This window comes from Polaribacter sp. HaHaR_3_91 (assembly GCF_019278525.1).
Lineage (GTDB): Bacteria > Bacteroidota > Bacteroidia > Flavobacteriales > Flavobacteriaceae > Polaribacter.
Map to the genome: position 1 here is coordinate 1691672 of NZ_CP058986.1, position 19932 is coordinate 1711603.

The following is a 19932-nucleotide window of genomic DNA, read 5'->3' on the forward strand; positions in this document are numbered from 1 at the left end:
TATAATTTATTGAAAACCGTTTTAAATCAAGGGGTAAAAGATAAATCAAATTTGTACTTTTGCACAAAATTAAAAATAATAGAGTATGTTATCAGTTTCTAATTTATCTGTTCAATTCGGAAAACGAGTTTTGTTTGATGATGTTAATACTAAATTCCAAACAGGAAACTGTTATGGGATTATTGGTGCAAACGGAGCAGGAAAATCCACTTTCTTAAAAATTATTTCAGGTGTTCAAGAACCAACTTCTGGTCAAGTTCATTTAGAAAAAGGTAAAAGAATGTCTGTGCTAACGCAAGATCATTATGCCTTTGATGAATTCCCAGTTTTAGAGACAGTGGTAATGGGGAACAAAGAGCTGTTTAAAATTAAAAAGCAAATTGATGATTTGTATGCAGATTATACAGATGAAAATGCTGAGAAGATTGGTGAGCTTCAAATAATTTTTGAAGAGATGAATGGTTGGAATGCCGATTCTGATGCCGCAGCAATGTTATCTAATTTAGGTATTTCTGAAGATTTACATTATACATTAATGAAAGATTTAGATGGTAAGCAAAAGGTACGTGTATTAATTGCACAAGCACTTTTTGGGAATCCAGATGTTTTAATAATGGATGAGCCTACCAATGATTTAGATTTTGAAACCATTGCTTGGTTAGAAAACTTTATTGCAAATTTTGACAACTGTGTAATTGTGGTTTCGCATGATAGACACTTTTTAGATGCAGTTTGTACGCATATTTCTGATATCGATTATGGTAAAATAAATAACTATTCTGGGAATTATACGTTTTGGTATGAGTCTAGCCAGTTAGCTACAAGACAAAGAGCACAACAAAATAAAAAGGCAGAAGAAAAGAAAAAGGAATTGGAAGAGTTTATCCGTCGTTTTTCTGCAAACATGGCAAAATCTAAGCAAGCAACTTCTCGTAAAAAAATGATCGAGAAATTAAATGTAGATGAAATTAAGCCTTCAAGTAGACGTTACCCTGCCATTATTTTTGATAGAGATAGAGAAGCTGGAGATCAGATTTTAAATGTAGAGGGTTTGTCTAAAAACTTTGAAGGAGATAAATTATTTGATGATGTACATATCAACTTGAATAAAGGTGATAAAATTGCGGTAATTTCAAGAAACTCTAGAGCAGTAACAGCTTTTTATCAAATTATTACTGACAATGAAAAGGCAGATGCTGGTAAATTCGATTGGGGAGTTACAACAACACAGTCTTACTTACCGTTAGATAATTCTTCTTTTTTCCAAGATGGAGAGTTAAATTTGGTAGATTGGTTAAGACAATATGCACAAACAGAAGAAGAACGTGAAGAGGTTTTTTTAAGAGGTTTCTTAGGGAAAATGATTTTTTCAGGAGAAGAAGCTTTAAAGAAAAGTAATGTGCTTTCTGGAGGAGAAAAAGTACGTTGTATGCTTTCTAGAATGATGATGAAGAGAGGAAATGTATTAGTTTTAGATGAGCCAACAAATCACTTAGATTTAGAATCGATACAAGCTTTAAATAATTCATTGATCAATTTTAAAGGAACGATTTTGTTTACAACCCATGATCATGAGTTTGCACAAACGGTTGCTAACAGAGTTATTGAATTAACGCCAAAAGGTGCAATTGATAGATACTCTACTTTCGATGATTATTTATCAGATCCAAAAATTAAAGAATTAAGAGATAAAATGTATTCTTAATTTCTAAGAGACACGAGTTTTAGAAGTATTCAATACTTTAATAAAAAAAGACCTCACAAATTTTTAAAATTTGTGAGGTCTTTTTTTATTATTTAGATTAAATTTTTTAAGAATATTGAATGCTATAAAAGAGTGTCTTTGATAACATAAATATCTGCGAAATTCGTGTCTTTTTATTTCTTCTGTAACGGACTAATAATCTTGACATCAGAAAAAGAAATTGCGCCTCTAACAACACCATCTATTGTTTTCTTTAGAGCTTCAATTAATTGCATTTTCAATTGAGATTTATGATAAATTAAACTCACTTCTCTTGCTGGAGGAGGTGTTGTAAATTCTCTTAAATGACTTTTATCTTCATCATTTAAGTCTAAAGTGTGTAAATAAGGTAATAAGGTCATTCCTAATCCTTCTTTAGATAGTTTAATTAAAGTGTCAAAACTTCCGCTTTCTAATTGAAATCCTTTTTTATTATCTACTTTTCGAGTGCTACATAAATTAATGATGCTGTCTTTAAAACAATGTCCATCTTCTAAAAGTAAAATATCTTCCATTTCTAACTCTTCTGCTGTGATGGTTTTATTTTTAGATAATCTATGGTTTTGTGGTATCAACCCAACAAAAGGCTCGTAATATAAAGGTCTTTCTTTTATAGCTTCGTTTTCTAGCGGAGTCGCAGCAAGACCTGCATCGATGTGTCCATCAGTTAATTTTCTTATAATTTCTTCCGTAGTTAATTCTTCAATAATCAACTTTACTTTCGGGTATTTTTTAGTGAAGTTTTGTAAAAACATTGGCAATAATGTAGGCATAATTGTAGGGATAATTCCCAGTTTAAATTCGCCTCCTATATATCCTTTTTGTTGATGAACAATATCTAAAATTCTATTGCTTTCATCTACAATTACTTTTGCTTGTTCTACGATTTTTTTACCAACTTCAGTTAGCTCAATTGGTTTCTTAGATCGATTAAATATTTTAACACCTAATTCGTCCTCCAATTTTTGAATTTGCATACTCAGCGTTGGTTGTGTTACAAAGCTGTGCTCTGCAGCGACCGTAAAATTTTGGTATTCTGCAACAGACAAAACATATTTTAATTGGGTAATAGTCATTATGTATAAAATTTTTTGATAAAGATATTAAAACTATCAATTATAATGATGCATTATCTGGTTAAATTTCTCATAAATTTGATGTACCAAAAAAAAACAATATCATGAACAAGTCAATATTAGGATTAGATAAAAAAGAAACTGCAAATTTAGTAGGAGAATTAAACGGTTTATTAGCAAATTTTCAAATTTATTATCAGAATTTAAGGGGATTGCACTGGAACATAAAAGGTAAAAACTTCTTTGAATTACATGTAAAGTTCGAAGAGTTTTATACAGATTCTCAAGTAAAAATAGATGAGATTGCAGAACGTATTTTAACATTACAAGGCAAGCCATTACATACTTTTACAGATTATATAAACTTGGCAACAGTTCCTGTTGGAAAAAATATTTCTAATGATGTGGAAGGAGTAGAGTTGGTTGTAAACTCACTTTCAGAATTATTAAAAATCGAAAGAACGATACTAGAATCTTCAGATGAGGCAAATGACGAAGGAACAAACTCTATGATGAGTGATTTTATTGCAGAGCAAGAAAAAACTATCTGGATGTTAAATTCTTGGTTAGGTAAATAATTAATAAAAGAAAGAAACTTGTTGTGTAGAACTTGTTTCAGTATCTTATTACTACACTATTTAATTCCTATTAAAACTAATATAAATGTTAGTTCTAATAGGAATTTTATTTAAAGTGTAATCTTTATTTTAGGAAATAAGAAACACCAACTTCAAAGCCTAGAAAAGTATATCCATTATTTGGAGATTGAAAATCAAGGTTAGAAATGTGTCCTATATTACTTCCAATATATAAAGCTGTTTTTTTAGTAGTTTTATAAGAGAACCCTAGAGAAGCATTTTCTAAAAAAGTAAAACCTTTTGCCAAACGCTCTGTTCTGGTGTCTATAGTTGCAACTCCTAAACCTGCTGTAAACTGAAAATCTAAGTTTTTAAGAAACTCTCTCTTTACCACAAATCCCAATTCAAAAGCATATAAGTGCATTGTTTTAGGCGTTGTAAATTCTATTATTTTATCCTCAAAATTTTCTTCTGAAGGTAATACAAAATAGGAGTTTAATAATTGATGTTTTATAACCTGTATTTGCGGTTGAACAATCAACTCAAAATCAAAAGACCTCCATTTTCCTAAGTTGTAAAAAGCTTGTAACTTTAAGGTGTTTGAGGTGTATTTATAATCTTCATCTTCAAATATAAAGTTTTTAGCATTTACTGTATTATATAAAACCCCAACCTTTTTAATGTTTAGAATTCCTTTTTTATTTTCTTGTGCTTTTACAGTGTATATCAGTATAAAGAATAAGAAAAATAGATAGTGCTTTTTGTGCATTTAATAGAAAATTATTGCTCTAGAAAATAGAGATTATGAAAACATTTTTGCAACTTTTTCTGCTTTCCTACTTTCTGAATAATCGTAAAAACCTTCTCCAGATTTTACACCTAATTTCCCTGCCATTACCATGTTTACTAATAAAGGACAAGGAGCGTATTTTGGATTTTTAAAACCATCGTATAAAACATTCATAATAGATAAACAAACATCTAAACCAATAAAATCTGCCAATTGCAAAGGTCCCATTGGGTGTGCCATACCAAGCTTCATTACGGTATCTATTTCTTCTACGCCAGCAACATTATTGTACAAAGTTTCAATAGATTCATTTATCATTGGCATTAAAATTCTGTTTGCAACAAAACCAGGGTAATCATTTACTTCCACCGGAATTTTACCAATCTTTTTAGAAAGTGCTACTATGGTTTCCATAACGGCATTAGAAGTGTTGTAACCTCTAATAATTTCCACCAATTTCATAATTGGCACCGGATTCATAAAATGCATTCCAATAACCTTATCAGCTCTGTTAGTTGCTGCTGCAATTTGGGTTATAGAAATAGAAGAAGTATTGGTTGCTAAAATGGTGTTTTCACCACAAACTTCATCTAATTCTTTAAAAATCTTCTCTTTTAAAACCGCGTTTTCAGTAGCAGCTTCCACGACTAAGTCTGCATTTTTAACGCCGTCTTTAATAGATGTAAAAGTGCTAATATTTTTTAATGTCTGGGTTTTATCGTCTTCAGAAATTTTTTCTTTGGCCACCATTCTATCTAAATTTTTAGCAATGGTATTCATTCCTTTTTCTAAAGAAACTTCAGAAATGTCTATTAAACTTACTTTATAATTAAACTGTGCAAAGGTGTGAGCAATTCCATTTCCCATGGTTCCAGCTCCAATAATAGCTATGTTTTTCATGTATATTCTATTTTATTTGGGCGTTTTTACAGGCTTTCGCTACTCGCTTTTTTCGTACCTCAAAAGAGCTCAAACAAACCGCTCAATCCCTAACGCAATTACTTATAAACTCCATTATTTAGTCAAAAAACTATTCGCTTTTTAAAAGTAAATATCGGTTCCTTGTTATTTTTAAATCAATAATCTAGACCCAAAATGAAGAGGCACACTTCTGCAACAAATCTTTTCATTTCAAGCCATACTTAGATAGGATAAAATAATAGACTATCGCTCTGAAATTAAAAACAATCAATAATCATTTGTGCAACTTTTAATGCTTCTGTTCCTTGTCTTAGACTTACTACAGGAGATGTGTTGCTTTTAATTGAACCAGCAAATGACTCTAATTCATCTAAAATTGCATTGTTGTTTTCTACTTCAGGATTCTCGAAATAAATTTGCTTCTTAACGCCTTCAGCATTTTGTAAAATCATTGCAAATTCATCTGGGTTTGCAGGAACATCTTTCATTCTAACAACTTCAGATTCCTTGCTTAAAAAGTTAACAGAAATATAGGCATCCTTTTGAAAAAAGCGAGATTTACGCATGTTTTTCATAGAAATTCTACTTGCAGTTAAATTAGCGACACAACCGTTTTCGAATTCAATTCTTGCATTTGCAATATCTGGAGTTTCAGAAATAACAGCTACCCCACTTGCGTGCACACTTTTAACGTGAGATTTTACAACAGAAAGAATAATATCAATATCATGAATCATTAAATCTAGCACTACAGGCACATCTGTACCTCTTGGGTTAAATTCTGCCAAACGATGACATTCAATAAACATTGGGTTTTCAATTTGGTCTTTTACGGCTGTAAAGGCTGGGTTAAAACGTTCTACATGTCCAACTTGTCCTAAAACATGAAATTGACTTGCCAAGGTTTTTAAAGCTTCCGCTTCTAAAACAGTTTTAGTAATAGGTTTTTCAATAAAAATATGACGTCCTTTTTCAATAGCAGATTTAGCGCAATCAAAATGAGATAAAGTAGGTGTTACAATATCTACAACTTCAACAGCATCTATTAAGGCTTCTACAGAATCAAAAGCGGTGTAGCCAAATTCTTCTGCAACACTTGCTGCGTTTTCCTTAGAAGGGTCGAAAAAACCGACTAAGTTGTATTTGTCTGATTGTTGTAATAATCGTAAATGAATTTTTCCTAAGTGCCCAGCACCTAATACTCCTACTTTAAGCATATATTATATTTTTAGTCTTTTAGAACAAAGTAAAATAACTCTTTTAATATCGTTGTTATTTTAGATTACTTGCTTTGTAGCAACGATGCTCATTATAAGGACGTTAGTTTAGTTTTACTGATTTAAAAATCAGCCAAAAACAAAGATACAATTTTATGCTTATGTATATGGATTAATTACTATTTTTAGACTCCAGAAATTTATAAAAATTGAAAGATACTTCTAAACACCAAGGCCTTAGAAACCAACTTGCTAAAGTACTAAACGCAAAAGGGATTATTGATAAAAATGTATTGAATGCAGTACGTAAAATTCCACGTCATCTATTTATTGATAGTAGTTTTGAGTCTCATGCCTATCAAGACAAAGCTTTTCCTATTGCAGCAGAGCAAACTATTTCTATGCCTTATACAGTGGCTTTTCAATCGCAAACATTGCAAGTAGAGCCTGGTGAAAAAGTGTTAGAAATTGGAACTGGTTCAGGGTATCAAACCGCTGTTTTATTAGAGTTAAAAGCAGAAGTGTATTCTATAGAAAGACAACGTGAGTTGTTTAAGAAAACGTCTCTGTTTTTACCGAAGTTAGGGTATAATCCAAAAAGATTTATTTTTGGAGATGGATATATTGGCTTAAAAGTAGAAGCACCATTCGATAAAATTATAGTGACTGCAGGTGCTCCTTTTGTGCCTAAGCCTTTATTGTCTCAATTAAAAGTAGGAGGTAGATTGTTAATTCCTGTTGGAGATCAAACACAAATAATGACTTTGTTTATTAGAAAATCTGCAACAGAATTCGAAAAACACGAATTAGGAGATTTTGCTTTTGTACCAATGTTAGAAGAGAAAAACTAACTATTTTCTTTTATTTTACCTGTGGATCCATTTTTACTAGGTGTTAACTCATAAATAAAATTAGGTTGTAGGTTTTCTACTTCTCTATGAGAAACAAAAAGTATGGTGGTGTCACTTTCTTTTACAATTTTATTAATCAAAGCAACCACAATAGCTGTTCCTTGATTATCAAGATTGATTAATGGTTCATCTAAAATTAATAATGGTGGATGTTTAATCATAGCTCTTGCTATTAAAACCAATCTTTGAGTTGTAGTAGTAAGATCCTGAAAAGAGGTGTTTCTTTTGCTTTTTAAATTTAATAGTTTAAGCCAATCATCAGCTATTTTAATTTGAAGTGTCGTAGGAGTTTGGTATAAGCCTACGCTGTCAAAAAAACCGGAAATCACCATTTGTGAAATGCTGATTCTTCTTTTGAATAATTCTAAAACTGCAGGACTAAAATAGCCTATTTTTTCTTTTATTTCCCAAACACTTTCACCAGATCCTTTTTTTTTGCCAAACAAATAGACTTCTTGTCTAAAAGCTTTTACATTATTTCCATAAATCATGGATAAAATGGTGGTTTTTCCAGAGCCATTAGGACCAATTAAATGCCAAAATTCATTTTTATTGATGGTCCAATTAATGTTTTTTAAAATAGATCTTTCATCATACTCTACATTTACATTTTGAAGCTTTATAAGCTCTTCTGGTATGTTTTTGTAGAACGTAATCGGTTTAGGAACTTCGCCCATAAACTCGAAGTCAATTTCTTTAAAAGTATATTTTTCTATAGGAATATTCTCAATAATCTCATCATTTTTAATTTCTAAGACGTGTGTTATTATTGGTAAAATTTCTTCTTTTCGATTAAAAACCTGAATTAAAATAATTTCTGAAGATAACGCAATAAGGTCTTCTTTTAAATTAGAAACAGAGGCAATATCTAAACTTTCAAAAGGGCTATCTAAAATTAGAAAGTCTGGTTTTTGTTGTAACAAATAGTTCAGTAAAGCCTTTTTTTGTTCACCACTAGACAAGGTTCTTATGCTTCTATTTTCTTTACTTGTTAAGGTTTGCTTGCTGTGTTTTGCTTCTTCGTCTATAAATTTATCTAAAATAGAATTTGAAAATAAAAGTCCTTTTTTGTTTTTTAAATTAGGGAAACTATGTATCCCTTTTAAAATGTTTTCTACTAAAGAACTTTTAGAAGAAAGACTTTTATTTTCAATTGTAAAATGGATGTTCTCCATGGTAATTTTATGAATTTTTGAAAAAAAAACTGAAATTATTAATTATATAGCTCTTTCCCAGTAAGTAGTTTTACCGAATAATGAAAGACCAATATATCCACGAACTTTCAATTTATTAGGTTTAACTAATTCAACATAACTTTTGTATACTTTACCGTTTCTTGGGTCTAAGATAGTACCTCCAGACCATTCGTTACCATCTTTTTCTAAACCAGATAAAATATTTAAGCCTAAAATAGGCTTGTCTTTATTTTCACCTTCACATAAACTACAAACAGCAGTCTTTCTGTCAGGGTTTTTTATATCTATTATTTTAGCGAAGGCTTTTCCGTTTTTTTCATAGATTTCTACAACAGAGTCAACTTTACCCGTTTCATCATTTTTAGAATTCCATTTTCCAAAAATGGTTTGTGAGCTCATAGAAAAAGAAATAATTAATAGTACGAATGTAAAAAGAGATTTTTTCATGTTTTTATTTTTTTTATAAAGACATCGATAAGCGAGGTCTAATTTATTTTAATGGTTTGTAAGTTATAGTTTTATATTAAACAAATATACATTTAGTCATATTTTGCACTAAAATTATTTTCCCATTTTCCTTGAACACGTAAAATCTGTTCAATAACGTCTCTTACACAGCCTTCTCCTCCTTTTTTGTAAGAAATGTATTTAGAAACGCCTTGTATTTCTGGAGCAGCATCATTTGGGCAACAAGGCATTCCTACCAATTTCATAACCGGGTAATCAGGAATGTCGTCTCCCATATACAATACATTTTCGGGTTTTAAATTGTATTTTTCTACCAATTCGTTGTATTGTTTAATTTTATCGTGAGCACCTAAATAAATGTCTTTGATTCCTAAATTCGCCAAACGAGTTCTAACTCCTTCGTTTTTTCCTCCAGAAATAATACAAACATTTAAGCCTTTATCTACTGCCGTTTTTAGAGCATAACCATCTTTAATATTCATGTGTCTTACTAATTCTCCATCAGGCATAATTGTAACCATACCGTTGGTAAGTACACCGTCTACATCAAAAATTAAAGTATTTATTTGTGGTAATAATTGTTTGTAACTAATTTCCATATTTATATTTTATAAAACTTCTACACGTTGTTAGAAGTGGTATTGTTTGTTTAAAGTAAATTTAATCAACCGAATTCTGAATTGACCCCGTTAAAAGTCGATAGATTTCTTGTTGCTTTAGATTCAACAAATCTAAATGATTTTTTATTGTTTTTTTATCTTTTCTAACTGCAGGTCCTGTTTGTGCTTTTTTTGGTGATAAAGATTCTATTTTAGAAGCCGTTTCCTTAATTAAAGGGAACAAAACCTCAAAAGGTACTTTATGCTCTGTGCAAATATCATTCCCAATTTTATAGAGGTGATTGGTAAAGTTGTTTACAAAAACAGCAGCAACATGCAATGCTTTTCGTTGTTCAGAATCTACTTCATAAGTTTTTTCGCCTATAGATTTTGCAATTTTATCAAGTAATTGTTGGTCTTTTTTATTGGTGGCTTCTAAGCAAAAAGGAACGTTATTAAAATTGACTTCTTTTCCTTTAGAAAAAGTTTGTAGCATGTAAAAAACACCTTTGTTATTTTTATTTTTCAACTCGTCAATTGAGCATCCACCAGAGGTGTGTACTACAAGTTTGTTATTTATTTTTGATGAAACTTCTGCAATTGCATCGTCAGAAACGGCAATTATAGTAATATCTGCTTTCGGAATTTTTTCTAAATCTCTAGAGTTTATTTGTGTAACTGAAATAGTATCAGCTTTTAAAAAAGCATTATATAAATGTGTGGCAACATTTCCTTTTCCTACGAGTAATACAGATATCATAAAACGAAGATATTGTTTTTTTTAGAGGATTAAACAAGCAATTCTAAAATTAAATAGTAGTGTATTAATATTCGAATCTTTTTATTCTTAAAAGTAAATCTGTAGGGTTAAAAGGTTTTGTAAGAAAATCGTCTACTCCTAAAGAAAAAGCTTCTAAAACCACATCTTCTTGCCCAAGAGATGTTAGAATAATTATTTTTATTTGATCGCCATAGTTTTCTTTTATCCACTCTACCAATTCTAACCCAGTTATAAAAGGCATCATAAGATCTGTTATTATTAAATCTGGTGTTTCTAATTTAATTTTTTCTATTGCATCTCTTCCGTCAATAGCTACAGAAATTGTGTGATTACTGTCTTTTAAACTAAATTCTAATGATCTTCTTACAAAACCACTATCATCTGCTATTAATATTTTCATTAAGTGATGTTTTAAATTAAGGGTACTAAAGTATACAATTACTATTATTAAAATGATGAGATAACTTTAAAATAAGGCAAGTAAAAATAAGTAATATGTATTTAATAGTTATTTATCTACCTGCTTTGTTTGTAGAAAGGTAATAGAATTAGTCGTGTTCTTATTTATTGTTATATCTATAGTGATATTTTTAATGAGCTTATAAAAGTTTATTTATATAAATCCTTTTTTAAGGAACTACTTTTTTTACTAATTAGTATTAGTTAAAATAGTAGGCTTATTATTGGTGGTGTTTAGCTTAGAGTATTTGTAGATACTAACTATTTTAGATTTCATTAAACTATATCAAAAAGTAATTCATCACAAACAAACGTCCATTCAACTAATCTTTGTTTTTTTTACACATTATCTTTGTTTTTTTGTAAAAAAGCAATATTTATTAAGTAATTGTTGTTTAATGTTGGTAAACGTAGTATTATTCGTATTGTTGTGCTATATTTATTGAATATTTAATTTTAATAAAAACAAGACTTATACCCTTAAAAAGTTTGGAAAAAGAGAAACTAAAAATAAAAGAATTACAAAAAGAACTATGGAAAATTGGTAATACAATATTTTGGAGTTTAAATGCTGTAATTTTATTAACAATTATTTTAGATGTCATTATTTTAAGTAAGAATTGGTTAGATTTTGTTCTGTTAAAATTATTTCTTCTTTTTTCTTTCTATTTTACGTACAATGTTTTCAAAAAAAAACATGCGACACCTAATATTTTAATTCATTTAGTATTATTCAGTTTTAATTTTTTATCATTAATTTCTATTTCTTATTCTGGTATAGGTAATAGAATTGTATATACTTCTTTACTTATCGTTTTATTTGTTGCTTTTAATACCATTGTTTTATGGTCTATTGTAAATAGTTTCATTCAGTATTTATTGGTTATAGTAACCTTTATAATATTGGTGTTAATGAATGTTATAACAGAACCTCTTCAAATATTAAGAGAAGGCGGGTATCTTTTTTTATCATTAGGTTTTATTAGTTTTTTCTTTCCAAAAATCAGAAAAAAAGCATTAATAGAAAGAATAGATATAGGAGTTAGAGCAGATGAAAGAATTAATTATTTAGGCGGAGAATTGTCTGAAGTTAATGCTAATTACGCATTATTACAAAAGAAGGTTTTAAAGAAAGAAAATGAATCTAAATTTCTTTTTCAGCAGATTAGTAGTGATTTAAACGACCTTAGTGAAACTTTAATAGGAGTTGAAGATAGTTGTTCTGAAAAAGAAAAGAAAGATTTAGATGCTTTAATACAGAATCTAAGAAATCAAAGTTCTATTTATTTTAAACCGATTAATATAAATACTGTAGATAAAAATTATGCAACAGATACAATAGATGTAAAACAAGTTTATATAGAGATTTTTAAATCATTTGAAAATAAAATTAAAGAAAAAAATATTACAGGTATAGATAACTATCCAGCAACTAATACATTAATTCTTGGTAATGAAAAAGTCTTTAAAACTATATTATATAATATTTTAAATTTTATGGTTACTTTTTCTAACGAGAATGATAAAATAGAAGTAACTATAGGTAACAGAAAAGACGAGACCATATTTAGTGTGTCTAATAAAACTGCAGGAATAGATACAGCCGAAATAGAATCTTATTTTAGAGATTTAGAGTTTGTTAATTACGACTATAAGAAGCATAGCGATAGTTTAAAGATAGGGTTAAGAATTTCTAAACAATTAACAGAAAAAATGAAAGGGTATTTTAGTTACGTTTCTTCAGTAAAAATGGGGTTTGAACTTAAAGTGCAATTTAAAACATATAAACAAAAGTAAGTGATGATGAGAAAATATTATTTTATTGTATTGGCAATCTTGTTAGGTATACATACAAAAGGATTTAGTCAAATAATTGAGCACTTTAATGAGTATGATTATAATGATGAAATTACTATTAATGGAGCAAAAGGGATGCAAGATATTTATATACCTATTAATGAGGATATAGATAATTTAAACAGTTATGTAAACTTAGAATTTGCGAGCTCTAGTGTTATAGATTTTAACAATAGTCATATTTCGGTATTATTAGCAGATACTCCAATAGAAACACGTTTTCTTAAAAATCAGAATCAGTTAATTAGTTTTAAAATACCTGTCAAAAAAAAGTATATAGTTTCTGGTTTTATAAAACTTACTGTTAAAACCAATTTAAAAATAGGTGCAGAAACATGTGAAATATATTCTGAAGGTGGCTTTTGGGTTAAATTAACAGAAAACTCTTTTTTCTCTTATAAAATTCTACCAACAAAGAAAACACTTGTAGAAAAAACAATTAGTTATACTGTACCAGATATTAAGTATGTTGTTTTATCAGAAAAAAATAACATTGAAGATATAAAATATGCAGCTTACATTAAGTTTTATTTAAAGAGAGTTTACGGTTTAGATATTAAAGTTAAAAATATTAAAGAGTTTGATAATAGCGTTATAAGTAATGCAATTATATTAATGCCTTTTGATCATTTAAGTGAAAAAATAACAAAAGAGTTACCAAACTTTAAAGACAAAGACGCAGGTTTAATTAGTGTATATAGAGATCAAAATAAAGACTCAATTAGTTTAGAAGTTAGTCAAGGACAAAATATTGTGGTTACCGGAAAAACAGCATTAGGTTTTGGTAAAGCTGCACACTATTTGCTGCAAAAGCATTTATTAAACTCTTCTTATGTAGATTATGTTTTTGTAAGAAAACAAGCAAAATTACTAGATATACCAAAAAGGAAAGATTATGAGCCTATCTATTTTAAAGAGTTAGGTGCCCAAAACAATGTTTTAAAAGGAATTGGATATATACAATCTAATATTGCTATGCCAAGGTCTAATTTTGGGTCTAATGTAAAAAAAATGGATGTAAAGATAAATGGAAAATACAGACCTTTAGCAGATGGAGAGCAAGGCTACTTTAACCTTTATTTTAATGATAATTTTTTAAGTTCTTATAAATTAAACGCTACAGGAAATTTAGATATAGAGTTTGATTTTGATGATATTGTTATGCAACAAGAAAATAACTTTAAGTACGAGTTTTATTTTGTGCCAAAAGGAGGTTTGTGTGGAACAACAGAAGCTAAATTTTATGGGCAAATAGATATTGTAAACTCTTATTTTAAACCTATTGGTTACGAGAATTCTTCTTCATTATCATTTTTTAGATTTCCAGAAAACTTTCAATCTAAACCTTTAACAGTTTATACAGATTTAGAAGCAGATGATAAATTAATTGCTCCAATATCTGAGTTAATTGATATTATTAATCCAGGAGAAGCAGGTTTGTCTGGTTTTATTTATCCGGCAATTAAACATGCAAGTTTAAAAGAGATCGAAAAAGACTTAGCAACTTCTAAAATTATTATTAGTTCTAATAGGGATAAGTTTTCAGACTTTTTTGGAGCATCTACATTTATAAAATTTAAAGATAATACAGTAGAATATAAATCAGAAGAAATCAATCCTTTCTTTAATGTAGAGTATGAAAAAAGTATGGGGTTCAATCAGCTTTTTTATCATAAAGAAATTCCAATAATGTTGGTTAATGTTCCTGAAGACTATAAAGAAAGTACGTTATTGTCATTAGTTTCTAATATTAGAGAACAAACGATCTCAAATACAGGAAATGTAATTGTTTCTGATAATGAAAATTCTTACTTTTTTGATTTAAGATTGGTAAATGAGAATCATGATAAAAATTATATCAACTATTTGTTAGATGATTTCTGGGGAAAATATAGACTATTTATTGTTTCTGTATTGTTAATTTTAGGAATATTGGTCTTGGTGTTTATTTTTCAAAAATCTAAAGAGTCTAAAGCAAAAATTAAAAATGAAAATTAAGTTTCTTATTCTTTTTTTATTATTGAATACATGCATATGCTATTCTCAAAACCCATGGCTACAAGGTAAAGGAGACGTATTGTTGTCTCCTTCTGTAACTCATTATTATACAGATACCAATAGTGATAATAGTAGTAATAAGTCAGACTTTAGTAATAATGGTTTTTATGAAAACTATGTTTATAAACTATATTTTTCTACATCATTAATTAGTAATAAATTAAGTTTAATAGGAAACATACCATACATTAAAAGTACCTATGGAGATGATTCTACTTTAGATAACAATAACGAATTAGGTGATGTGGAATTAGGTGTAAAAATGCATTTAAAAAAGATTGGTGAATATCATTATTTAATGGGATCATTAACAACGATAATACCAATGTATAGTAACGATGTTGGGCCATTTGTTGGTTTCGATAAATTTGGAACCGAATTAAAGGTTAATATTTCTGGAAACTCTAAATGGATGGGAATTAATGATAACTTTCATCAATTAGAATTTGGTATTAAAAAGTTTTTTGATGGAGGACCTTATCAATTTAAACTTTATGGATCACAAGCTTATAGACTTACAGATAAGTTTCTTGTAATGGGAGACGTAGAAGTACTACTTTCTAGAGGTGATGATTTTACTGTTTCTCAAGAAAATATTAGAATAACACCAGATTTTGATATCTTAAAAACAACCTTAAATTTTGGGTATGAATTTTCTCCTAATTTTGCTTTATATGCAGGTGGTTTTAGTGATTTATGGAATAGAAATATTTCTGTAGGTAAAGGTTGGCAAATATTTAGTGTCATAAAACTTTAAGCGTTATGAGAAGTTTTAATATAGACCTTCATAGAAAAGAGCTGTTTGTAGAGAGTGAATTGCTTTCTAATAAGCAAGTTTCTGAAATTGAAAGATTTAAAGTTAAATTAAATAAGTCATTTCTTAAAATAGCACTTAACCACGGGTTTATATCACGTTTTCATTATAATAAAGTAATCGTAGGCTTAGAGCTTCCAACTTATAATATAAACTGTGATGAAATAGAGGAATACAAATCTTTTTCTGATACTCACGAACGATTCAATTTATTTTTAAACACATTAATTTTTCCAATAGAGCACAATAATAAAGTTGCTTTTGTGGTGGCAGATCCATCAGATCTTAATAACATTAGATTAGTAGAAGAAGAGTTGCAAGTAACTGTTTCAGAGATTTTTGTAACCAATGAGTTAGATTTAAATAAAGCGTTACATTTAAAGTATGGAGGTGAGACTTTACATAAATCCGTTTTTAATTTATATGAAAAAGACCCTGATAGTTGTGCTATAGAAACTTTTACTTTTAAGCAGGTTATAGCATTAGGAGTGCTCTTTTTTATCTTTTTAATTTTTTTATATTTTAACTTTGTAGATACATTAATTGGAACAAATTTAGTATTAAATTTATTTTTGCTATTCTCTATTCTTTTTAAGTTTATGCTTACTATTCATGGCTCTAAAACAGAGCTAGAAAGCAAAGTAAGTAAAGAAGAAATAGAATTAATTACAGATGAAGAGTTACCTATATATACAATTCATTTACCGGTGTTTAAAGAATCTGAAGTGATTCAGAAATTAGTGTGGAACTTAAATAACCTTGATTATCCGATAGAAAAATTAGATGCAAAATTGTTAATTGAGTCAGATGATGAGATGACATACAATGCAATTAGAGAGATGAAATTCCCTACTAATTTCGAACCTATTATAATTCCTTATGCACAACCTAAAACAAAACCAAAAGCATGTAACTATGGGCTGTATTTTTCTAAAGGAAAATATTTAACTATATACGATGCAGAGGATATACCAGATAGTGATCAATTAAAACAAACGTATAAATTATTTCAGAAACTACCAGAAGATTATATAGCCATACAATGTGCTTTAAACTATTTTAATAAGAGTGAAAACTTTTTAACGAAGATGTTTACGTTAGAGTACTCTTATTGGTTTGATTATATGCTTCCTGGGTTAGATAGTCTTAGAATTCCGATTCCGTTAGGCGGTACAAGTAATCATTTTAAGTTTGATAAATTAATGGAACTTGGTGGATGGGATGGTTTTAATGTAACAGAAGATGCAGATTTAGGGTTACGTTGTTATGCTAAAGATTATAAAATTACAGTTTTAGATTCTACTACTTATGAAGAAGCAAATAACGAGTTTTTTAATTGGATAAGACAACGCTCTAGATGGATTAAAGGATACATGCAAACCTATTTGGTTCACATGAGAAATCCTATAAAGTTGTACAAATCTATTGGGACTAGAGGTTTTTTTGGATTTCAGTTTTTTATTGGAGGAACGGTATTTACTTTCTTAAGTTATCCTATTTTATTACTTTTTCTATTGATTTATATATGTTTTAAAAGTAAGTGGATAGAGTTGTTGTTTCCAGATTGGTTAATTATTATTTCTTTAGTTAACTTTACTTTAGGGAACTTAATTATGATTTATACCAATATGATTGCTATTTTTAAAAGAAGATCATACTCATTAATAATATACGCTTTAGCAAACCCTGTTTATTGGTTAATGCATTCTATCTCTGCATACAAAGGGTTACATCAATTAATAACCAAACCTTTTTATTGGGAAAAAACCAATCATGGTTTAACTAAAAAGAAGAATTAAAAAAAAGGTATGGATAAAATTAAGACAAAGAGTTCAACGCTATCTTTTTTTATAATATGGTTTGTTTACTTAGCTTTTTACAGTTTTGTAACAATGGTAATTCGTGAAGATGGATATTTAAATTTTGAACCTCTATTTATTACAAGCCATATAAATACATTGTTTGATAGTGGAGAGTTGGTTAAAAATTTCTTTTTATCTTATCCTTTGTTAACGAATGTGTTATCTTATCCTTTTTCTGTATTTAGCGCAGTAGATGCTCCTTTTTTTGCATCGATATTTTATACTTCATTGTTTACAACAATGGTAGTAACTATTGTAGGGAAAGAGAAAAATAAAGTAATTAAAGTACTTTTGTTTTTATATTTCTTATTTAGTCCAATAACATTTTATACAGCAACTTCTGGTACATCGTTGTATGCTTTTTACATCTTATATTTTTTAATTTTTTATTATCTATTTAATTACATTAAAAAATTTACAACGTATCACATAGCAATACTTAGTATTATTTTAAGTTTAGCAATATTTTTAGATTATAGAATTTTATGGATACTTCTTCTTCTAGTTTTTCATGTATTTGTTTTTAGTATATACGGAGTAAAAGGATTGTTATCTTCAAATGTTATTATTAAGTATATTAAAATTACACAACATAAATCATTAAGAAGAAAGTTTAGAGGGCGTTTAGGATCTATGGTGTTTATTATTGGTTTTTTTCCTATAACAAGTTTATTATTGTATTTATTTATCAATTATTTAATGGGAGATGATTCTTTTTATTTTTATAATTCATTAGAAACTAGATGGAATGGTAATAGTTTTTTAAGCTTAATAGATTCAGATAGTATTACAAGTTTAAAGAATAAAGCAGTAAACGATTTTTCTTTTCTTTTTATAGTTGCTTTTATAGTACCTATTTATCTGTTTGAATTGATAAGTCATTACAAGAGAGGTCTAAAAGTCTTTATTTTATTATTAGTTCCGTTATTGTTATATGTTTTGGTAAGAGGTAGTCAAATTGACTATATGGGCTTATTTTATTATGTTATTATTATAGCAGCTGGTATTGCGTCTATAGCAACTACATCACTTAAAAATTTTAAGTTAAAAAGGGTAACTTATTTTAGTTACGCATGCTTGTTTATAATTAGTATCTATGGTGAATATTTATATTTAGAAAAATCATCGTATACTTCAGAGCAAGTTTTCTTTAAAAGTGTAGTAGAAAAAAAACAAAATAATGTGTTACAAGATTATAAAAGCGGAGGTAGGTTTTTGGCACTTAACACACCTAAAAACTCTGTAGTTTTATGTGATAAATCTATTATGTACCCTATAGTAGCTTACAGCGAAAAAAACAACTATTTTATATCTAATGCATCAGTAGATTATGATAAAGCATTTTACAATCCAAAAAAATACTGTGATTACTTAATTATTTCAAATACCAAATCTCCTTTTTATTTTTTAGATAAGGTAGCATCAAATCTTAAGAGTATCGAAAAAAATGGGGCAAGTATTAGTAGTTACAGAAGTAAGGTAGTCTATTTTTGCAGTACTTTTAAAATTGTTAAGATTATAAAATAATTACATACAATCAAAAATTTCAGTAATATTATCAATACCAAAATTTCCGTTGTATTCCCATAAATAACTTTTTATGTTGTTTTCTTTAAAGATGCTGATAACATCTTTAAAGTATTGGCATCTATATGCTGGATCAATAGAATTAATAGCACCAAACTCTGTACACCATAATTCAACGTTATTTTGTTGCGCCCATTTTACAATTGTATTTATTTTATGACTTAAAGACGTCTTATTTGCCATGTCTTTATAATCTTTGTAATTAATTTCCCCAGGAGTTCCTAGTGTTTTTAAATTGATTTCAGGCATTTTAATAGAATCGTATGGATATGGAATAGCTACCGTTTTAGTTTGATTTCCACCCCAATCTGCTCCTTGATGCGTAAAAATAAAAGGTTCGTAAAAGTGAAAGACATAAACAAGGTTTTTATAAGGAAAAGGCTTTTTTCTAGCCAATTCATAAATGCTATTGTAATTGGTAGCGCCTATAAGTATCTTTGTTTTTTTGTCTTCAGTTCTTATTTCAGAAACAATTTCATGCACCATTTCATCCCATTGAGTAGGATATAAATTAGGCTCGTTTACAATTTCGTAATAAACGTTATTAGAATATTTTTTTAATTTATGGCTAATATATTTCCAGTTTTTTTTAATAGTTTTAATGTTCGTATAATTTGTTTCTCGATCTAAAGTATGATCAAAATAACAAACAATTAATGTCATTTCTTTTTTTCTGATGTACTTTACAATTTTAATTAAATCTCTTAAAAATCTACGTTTAGATTTTTTTTCGAATTGATATTCAAAAGAAACAGGTAATCTAATATCCTTAATACCTTGTTTGTGTAGTTTGTCAATATCAGCAATAATATCCTTATAATTTAGTTCTTTATCCTCCCAAAACCTCTCATAACCTGTTAGATTTATTCCTGGTGCAAAATTATTTTGTTGAGATTGTAATTTATTATTAGTTAATAATAAAAGCATAATACAAAGGGCTTTTAAAAAATTCATAGGATGCACATTAATTTAGTAAAGATATTATGCTTTTATAGATCATTTTTAAAATCTAAT

18 protein-coding genes are annotated in these 19932 nt (G+C 28.4%); 8 read left to right on the top strand and 10 right to left on the bottom strand.

All coding sequences use genetic code 11. The features are described 5' to 3' along the window. Window positions 1-85: 85 nt before the first annotated feature. Complete coding sequence (locus H0I27_RS07065) at window positions 86-1705, top strand: ABC-F family ATP-binding cassette domain-containing protein (RefSeq protein WP_218733130.1); 1620 nt, start codon at window positions 86-88, stop codon at window positions 1703-1705. A gap of 173 nt (window positions 1706-1878) precedes the next feature. On the opposite strand, the gene H0I27_RS07070 is transcribed toward H0I27_RS07065, so the two are convergent. Beyond that, window positions 1879-2820: a hydrogen peroxide-inducible genes activator gene (locus H0I27_RS07070; protein ID WP_208888933.1), complete on the bottom strand. Its 942-nt coding sequence runs from the start codon at window positions 2818-2820 to the stop codon at window positions 1879-1881. A 104-nt stretch (window positions 2821-2924) separates the two neighbouring features. Here H0I27_RS07070 and H0I27_RS07075 point away from each other — a divergent pair, with 104 nt between their 5' ends. Continuing rightward, a complete protein-coding gene (locus H0I27_RS07075) occupies window positions 2925-3398 on the top strand; it encodes a Dps family protein (protein ID WP_218733131.1) in 474 nt (157 codons plus the stop codon). A 124-nt stretch (window positions 3399-3522) separates the two neighbouring features. Here H0I27_RS07075 and H0I27_RS17620 read toward each other — a convergent pair whose 3' ends face one another. From H0I27_RS17620 to H0I27_RS07090, 3 genes are all read right to left on the bottom strand, one after another. Further along, window positions 3523-4167, bottom strand: coding sequence for an acyloxyacyl hydrolase (locus tag H0I27_RS17620; RefSeq protein ID WP_254713154.1), 645 nt, complete (start codon window positions 4165-4167; stop codon window positions 3523-3525). 33 nt (window positions 4168-4200) lie between these two features. Then, window positions 4201-5088: a 3-hydroxybutyryl-CoA dehydrogenase gene (locus H0I27_RS07085; protein ID WP_218733132.1), complete on the bottom strand. Its 888-nt coding sequence runs from the start codon at window positions 5086-5088 to the stop codon at window positions 4201-4203. Between the two features lie 278 nt (window positions 5089-5366). Then, window positions 5367-6326 (bottom strand): Gfo/Idh/MocA family protein, encoded by a 960-nt coding sequence (locus tag H0I27_RS07090; RefSeq protein ID WP_218733133.1) that lies wholly within the window; start codon window positions 6324-6326, stop codon window positions 5367-5369. 209 nt (window positions 6327-6535) lie between these two features. Here H0I27_RS07090 and H0I27_RS07095 point away from each other — a divergent pair, with 209 nt between their 5' ends. Then, window positions 6536-7177, top strand: a complete 642-nt coding sequence (locus H0I27_RS07095; RefSeq protein WP_165730401.1) for a protein-L-isoaspartate(D-aspartate) O-methyltransferase — start codon at window positions 6536-6538, stop codon at window positions 7175-7177. On the opposite strand, the gene H0I27_RS07100 is transcribed toward H0I27_RS07095, so the two are convergent. The 5 genes from H0I27_RS07100 to H0I27_RS07120 form a co-directional block, all read right to left on the bottom strand. After that, window positions 7174-8412, bottom strand: a complete 1239-nt coding sequence (locus H0I27_RS07100) for an ATP-binding cassette domain-containing protein (protein WP_218733134.1) — start codon at window positions 8410-8412, stop codon at window positions 7174-7176. The genes H0I27_RS07095 and H0I27_RS07100 overlap by 4 nt on opposite strands. A gap of 42 nt (window positions 8413-8454) precedes the next feature. Then, entirely contained in the window at window positions 8455-8880 is a 426-nt protein-coding gene (locus H0I27_RS07105; protein WP_218733135.1) for a DUF2147 domain-containing protein, read from the bottom strand. A 92-nt stretch (window positions 8881-8972) separates the two neighbouring features. Next, window positions 8973-9500 carry an HAD family hydrolase gene (locus tag H0I27_RS07110; protein WP_218733136.1) on the bottom strand — a complete coding sequence of 176 codons (528 nt, stop codon included), beginning with the start codon at window positions 9498-9500 and terminating at the stop codon, window positions 8973-8975. 61 nt (window positions 9501-9561) lie between these two features. Then, window positions 9562-10260, bottom strand: coding sequence for a Rossmann-like and DUF2520 domain-containing protein (locus H0I27_RS07115; RefSeq protein WP_218733137.1), 699 nt, complete (start codon window positions 10258-10260; stop codon window positions 9562-9564). Between the two features lie 64 nt (window positions 10261-10324). Beyond that, entirely contained in the window at window positions 10325-10681 is a 357-nt protein-coding gene (locus tag H0I27_RS07120; RefSeq protein WP_218733138.1) for a PleD family two-component system response regulator, read from the bottom strand. Between the two features lie 548 nt (window positions 10682-11229). On the opposite strand from H0I27_RS07120, the gene H0I27_RS07125 reads away from it, so the two are divergent. The 5 genes from H0I27_RS07125 to H0I27_RS07145 are packed head-to-tail and all read left to right on the top strand — an operon-like array spanning window position 11230 to window position 18858. Continuing rightward, window positions 11230-12537 carry a HAMP domain-containing sensor histidine kinase gene (locus H0I27_RS07125; protein ID WP_218733139.1) on the top strand — a complete coding sequence of 436 codons (1308 nt, stop codon included), beginning with the start codon at window positions 11230-11232 and terminating at the stop codon, window positions 12535-12537. A 3-nt stretch (window positions 12538-12540) separates the two neighbouring features. Further along, window positions 12541-14595, top strand: a complete 2055-nt coding sequence (locus H0I27_RS07130) for a cellulose biosynthesis cyclic di-GMP-binding regulatory protein BcsB (RefSeq protein ID WP_218733141.1) — start codon at window positions 12541-12543, stop codon at window positions 14593-14595. Further along, window positions 14585-15412, top strand: coding sequence for a hypothetical protein (locus H0I27_RS07135; protein ID WP_218733143.1), 828 nt, complete (start codon window positions 14585-14587; stop codon window positions 15410-15412). The genes H0I27_RS07130 and H0I27_RS07135 overlap by 11 nt, the downstream gene beginning before the upstream one ends. Window positions 15413-15417: 5 nt before the next feature. After that, window positions 15418-17268 (top strand): glycosyltransferase family 2 protein, encoded by a 1851-nt coding sequence (locus H0I27_RS07140; protein WP_218733145.1) that lies wholly within the window; start codon window positions 15418-15420, stop codon window positions 17266-17268. A gap of 9 nt (window positions 17269-17277) precedes the next feature. Beyond that, window positions 17278-18858: a hypothetical protein gene (locus H0I27_RS07145; protein WP_218733147.1), complete on the top strand. Its 1581-nt coding sequence runs from the start codon at window positions 17278-17280 to the stop codon at window positions 18856-18858. Here the strand turns inward: H0I27_RS07145 and H0I27_RS07150 are convergent, their stop codons facing one another. Beyond that, the gene (locus tag H0I27_RS07150) at window positions 18859-19872 is read right to left on the bottom strand and encodes a glycoside hydrolase family 5 protein (protein WP_218733149.1); all 1014 of its coding nucleotides are present in this window, start codon (window positions 19870-19872) and stop codon (window positions 18859-18861) included. Window positions 19873-19932 lie beyond the last annotated feature (60 nt).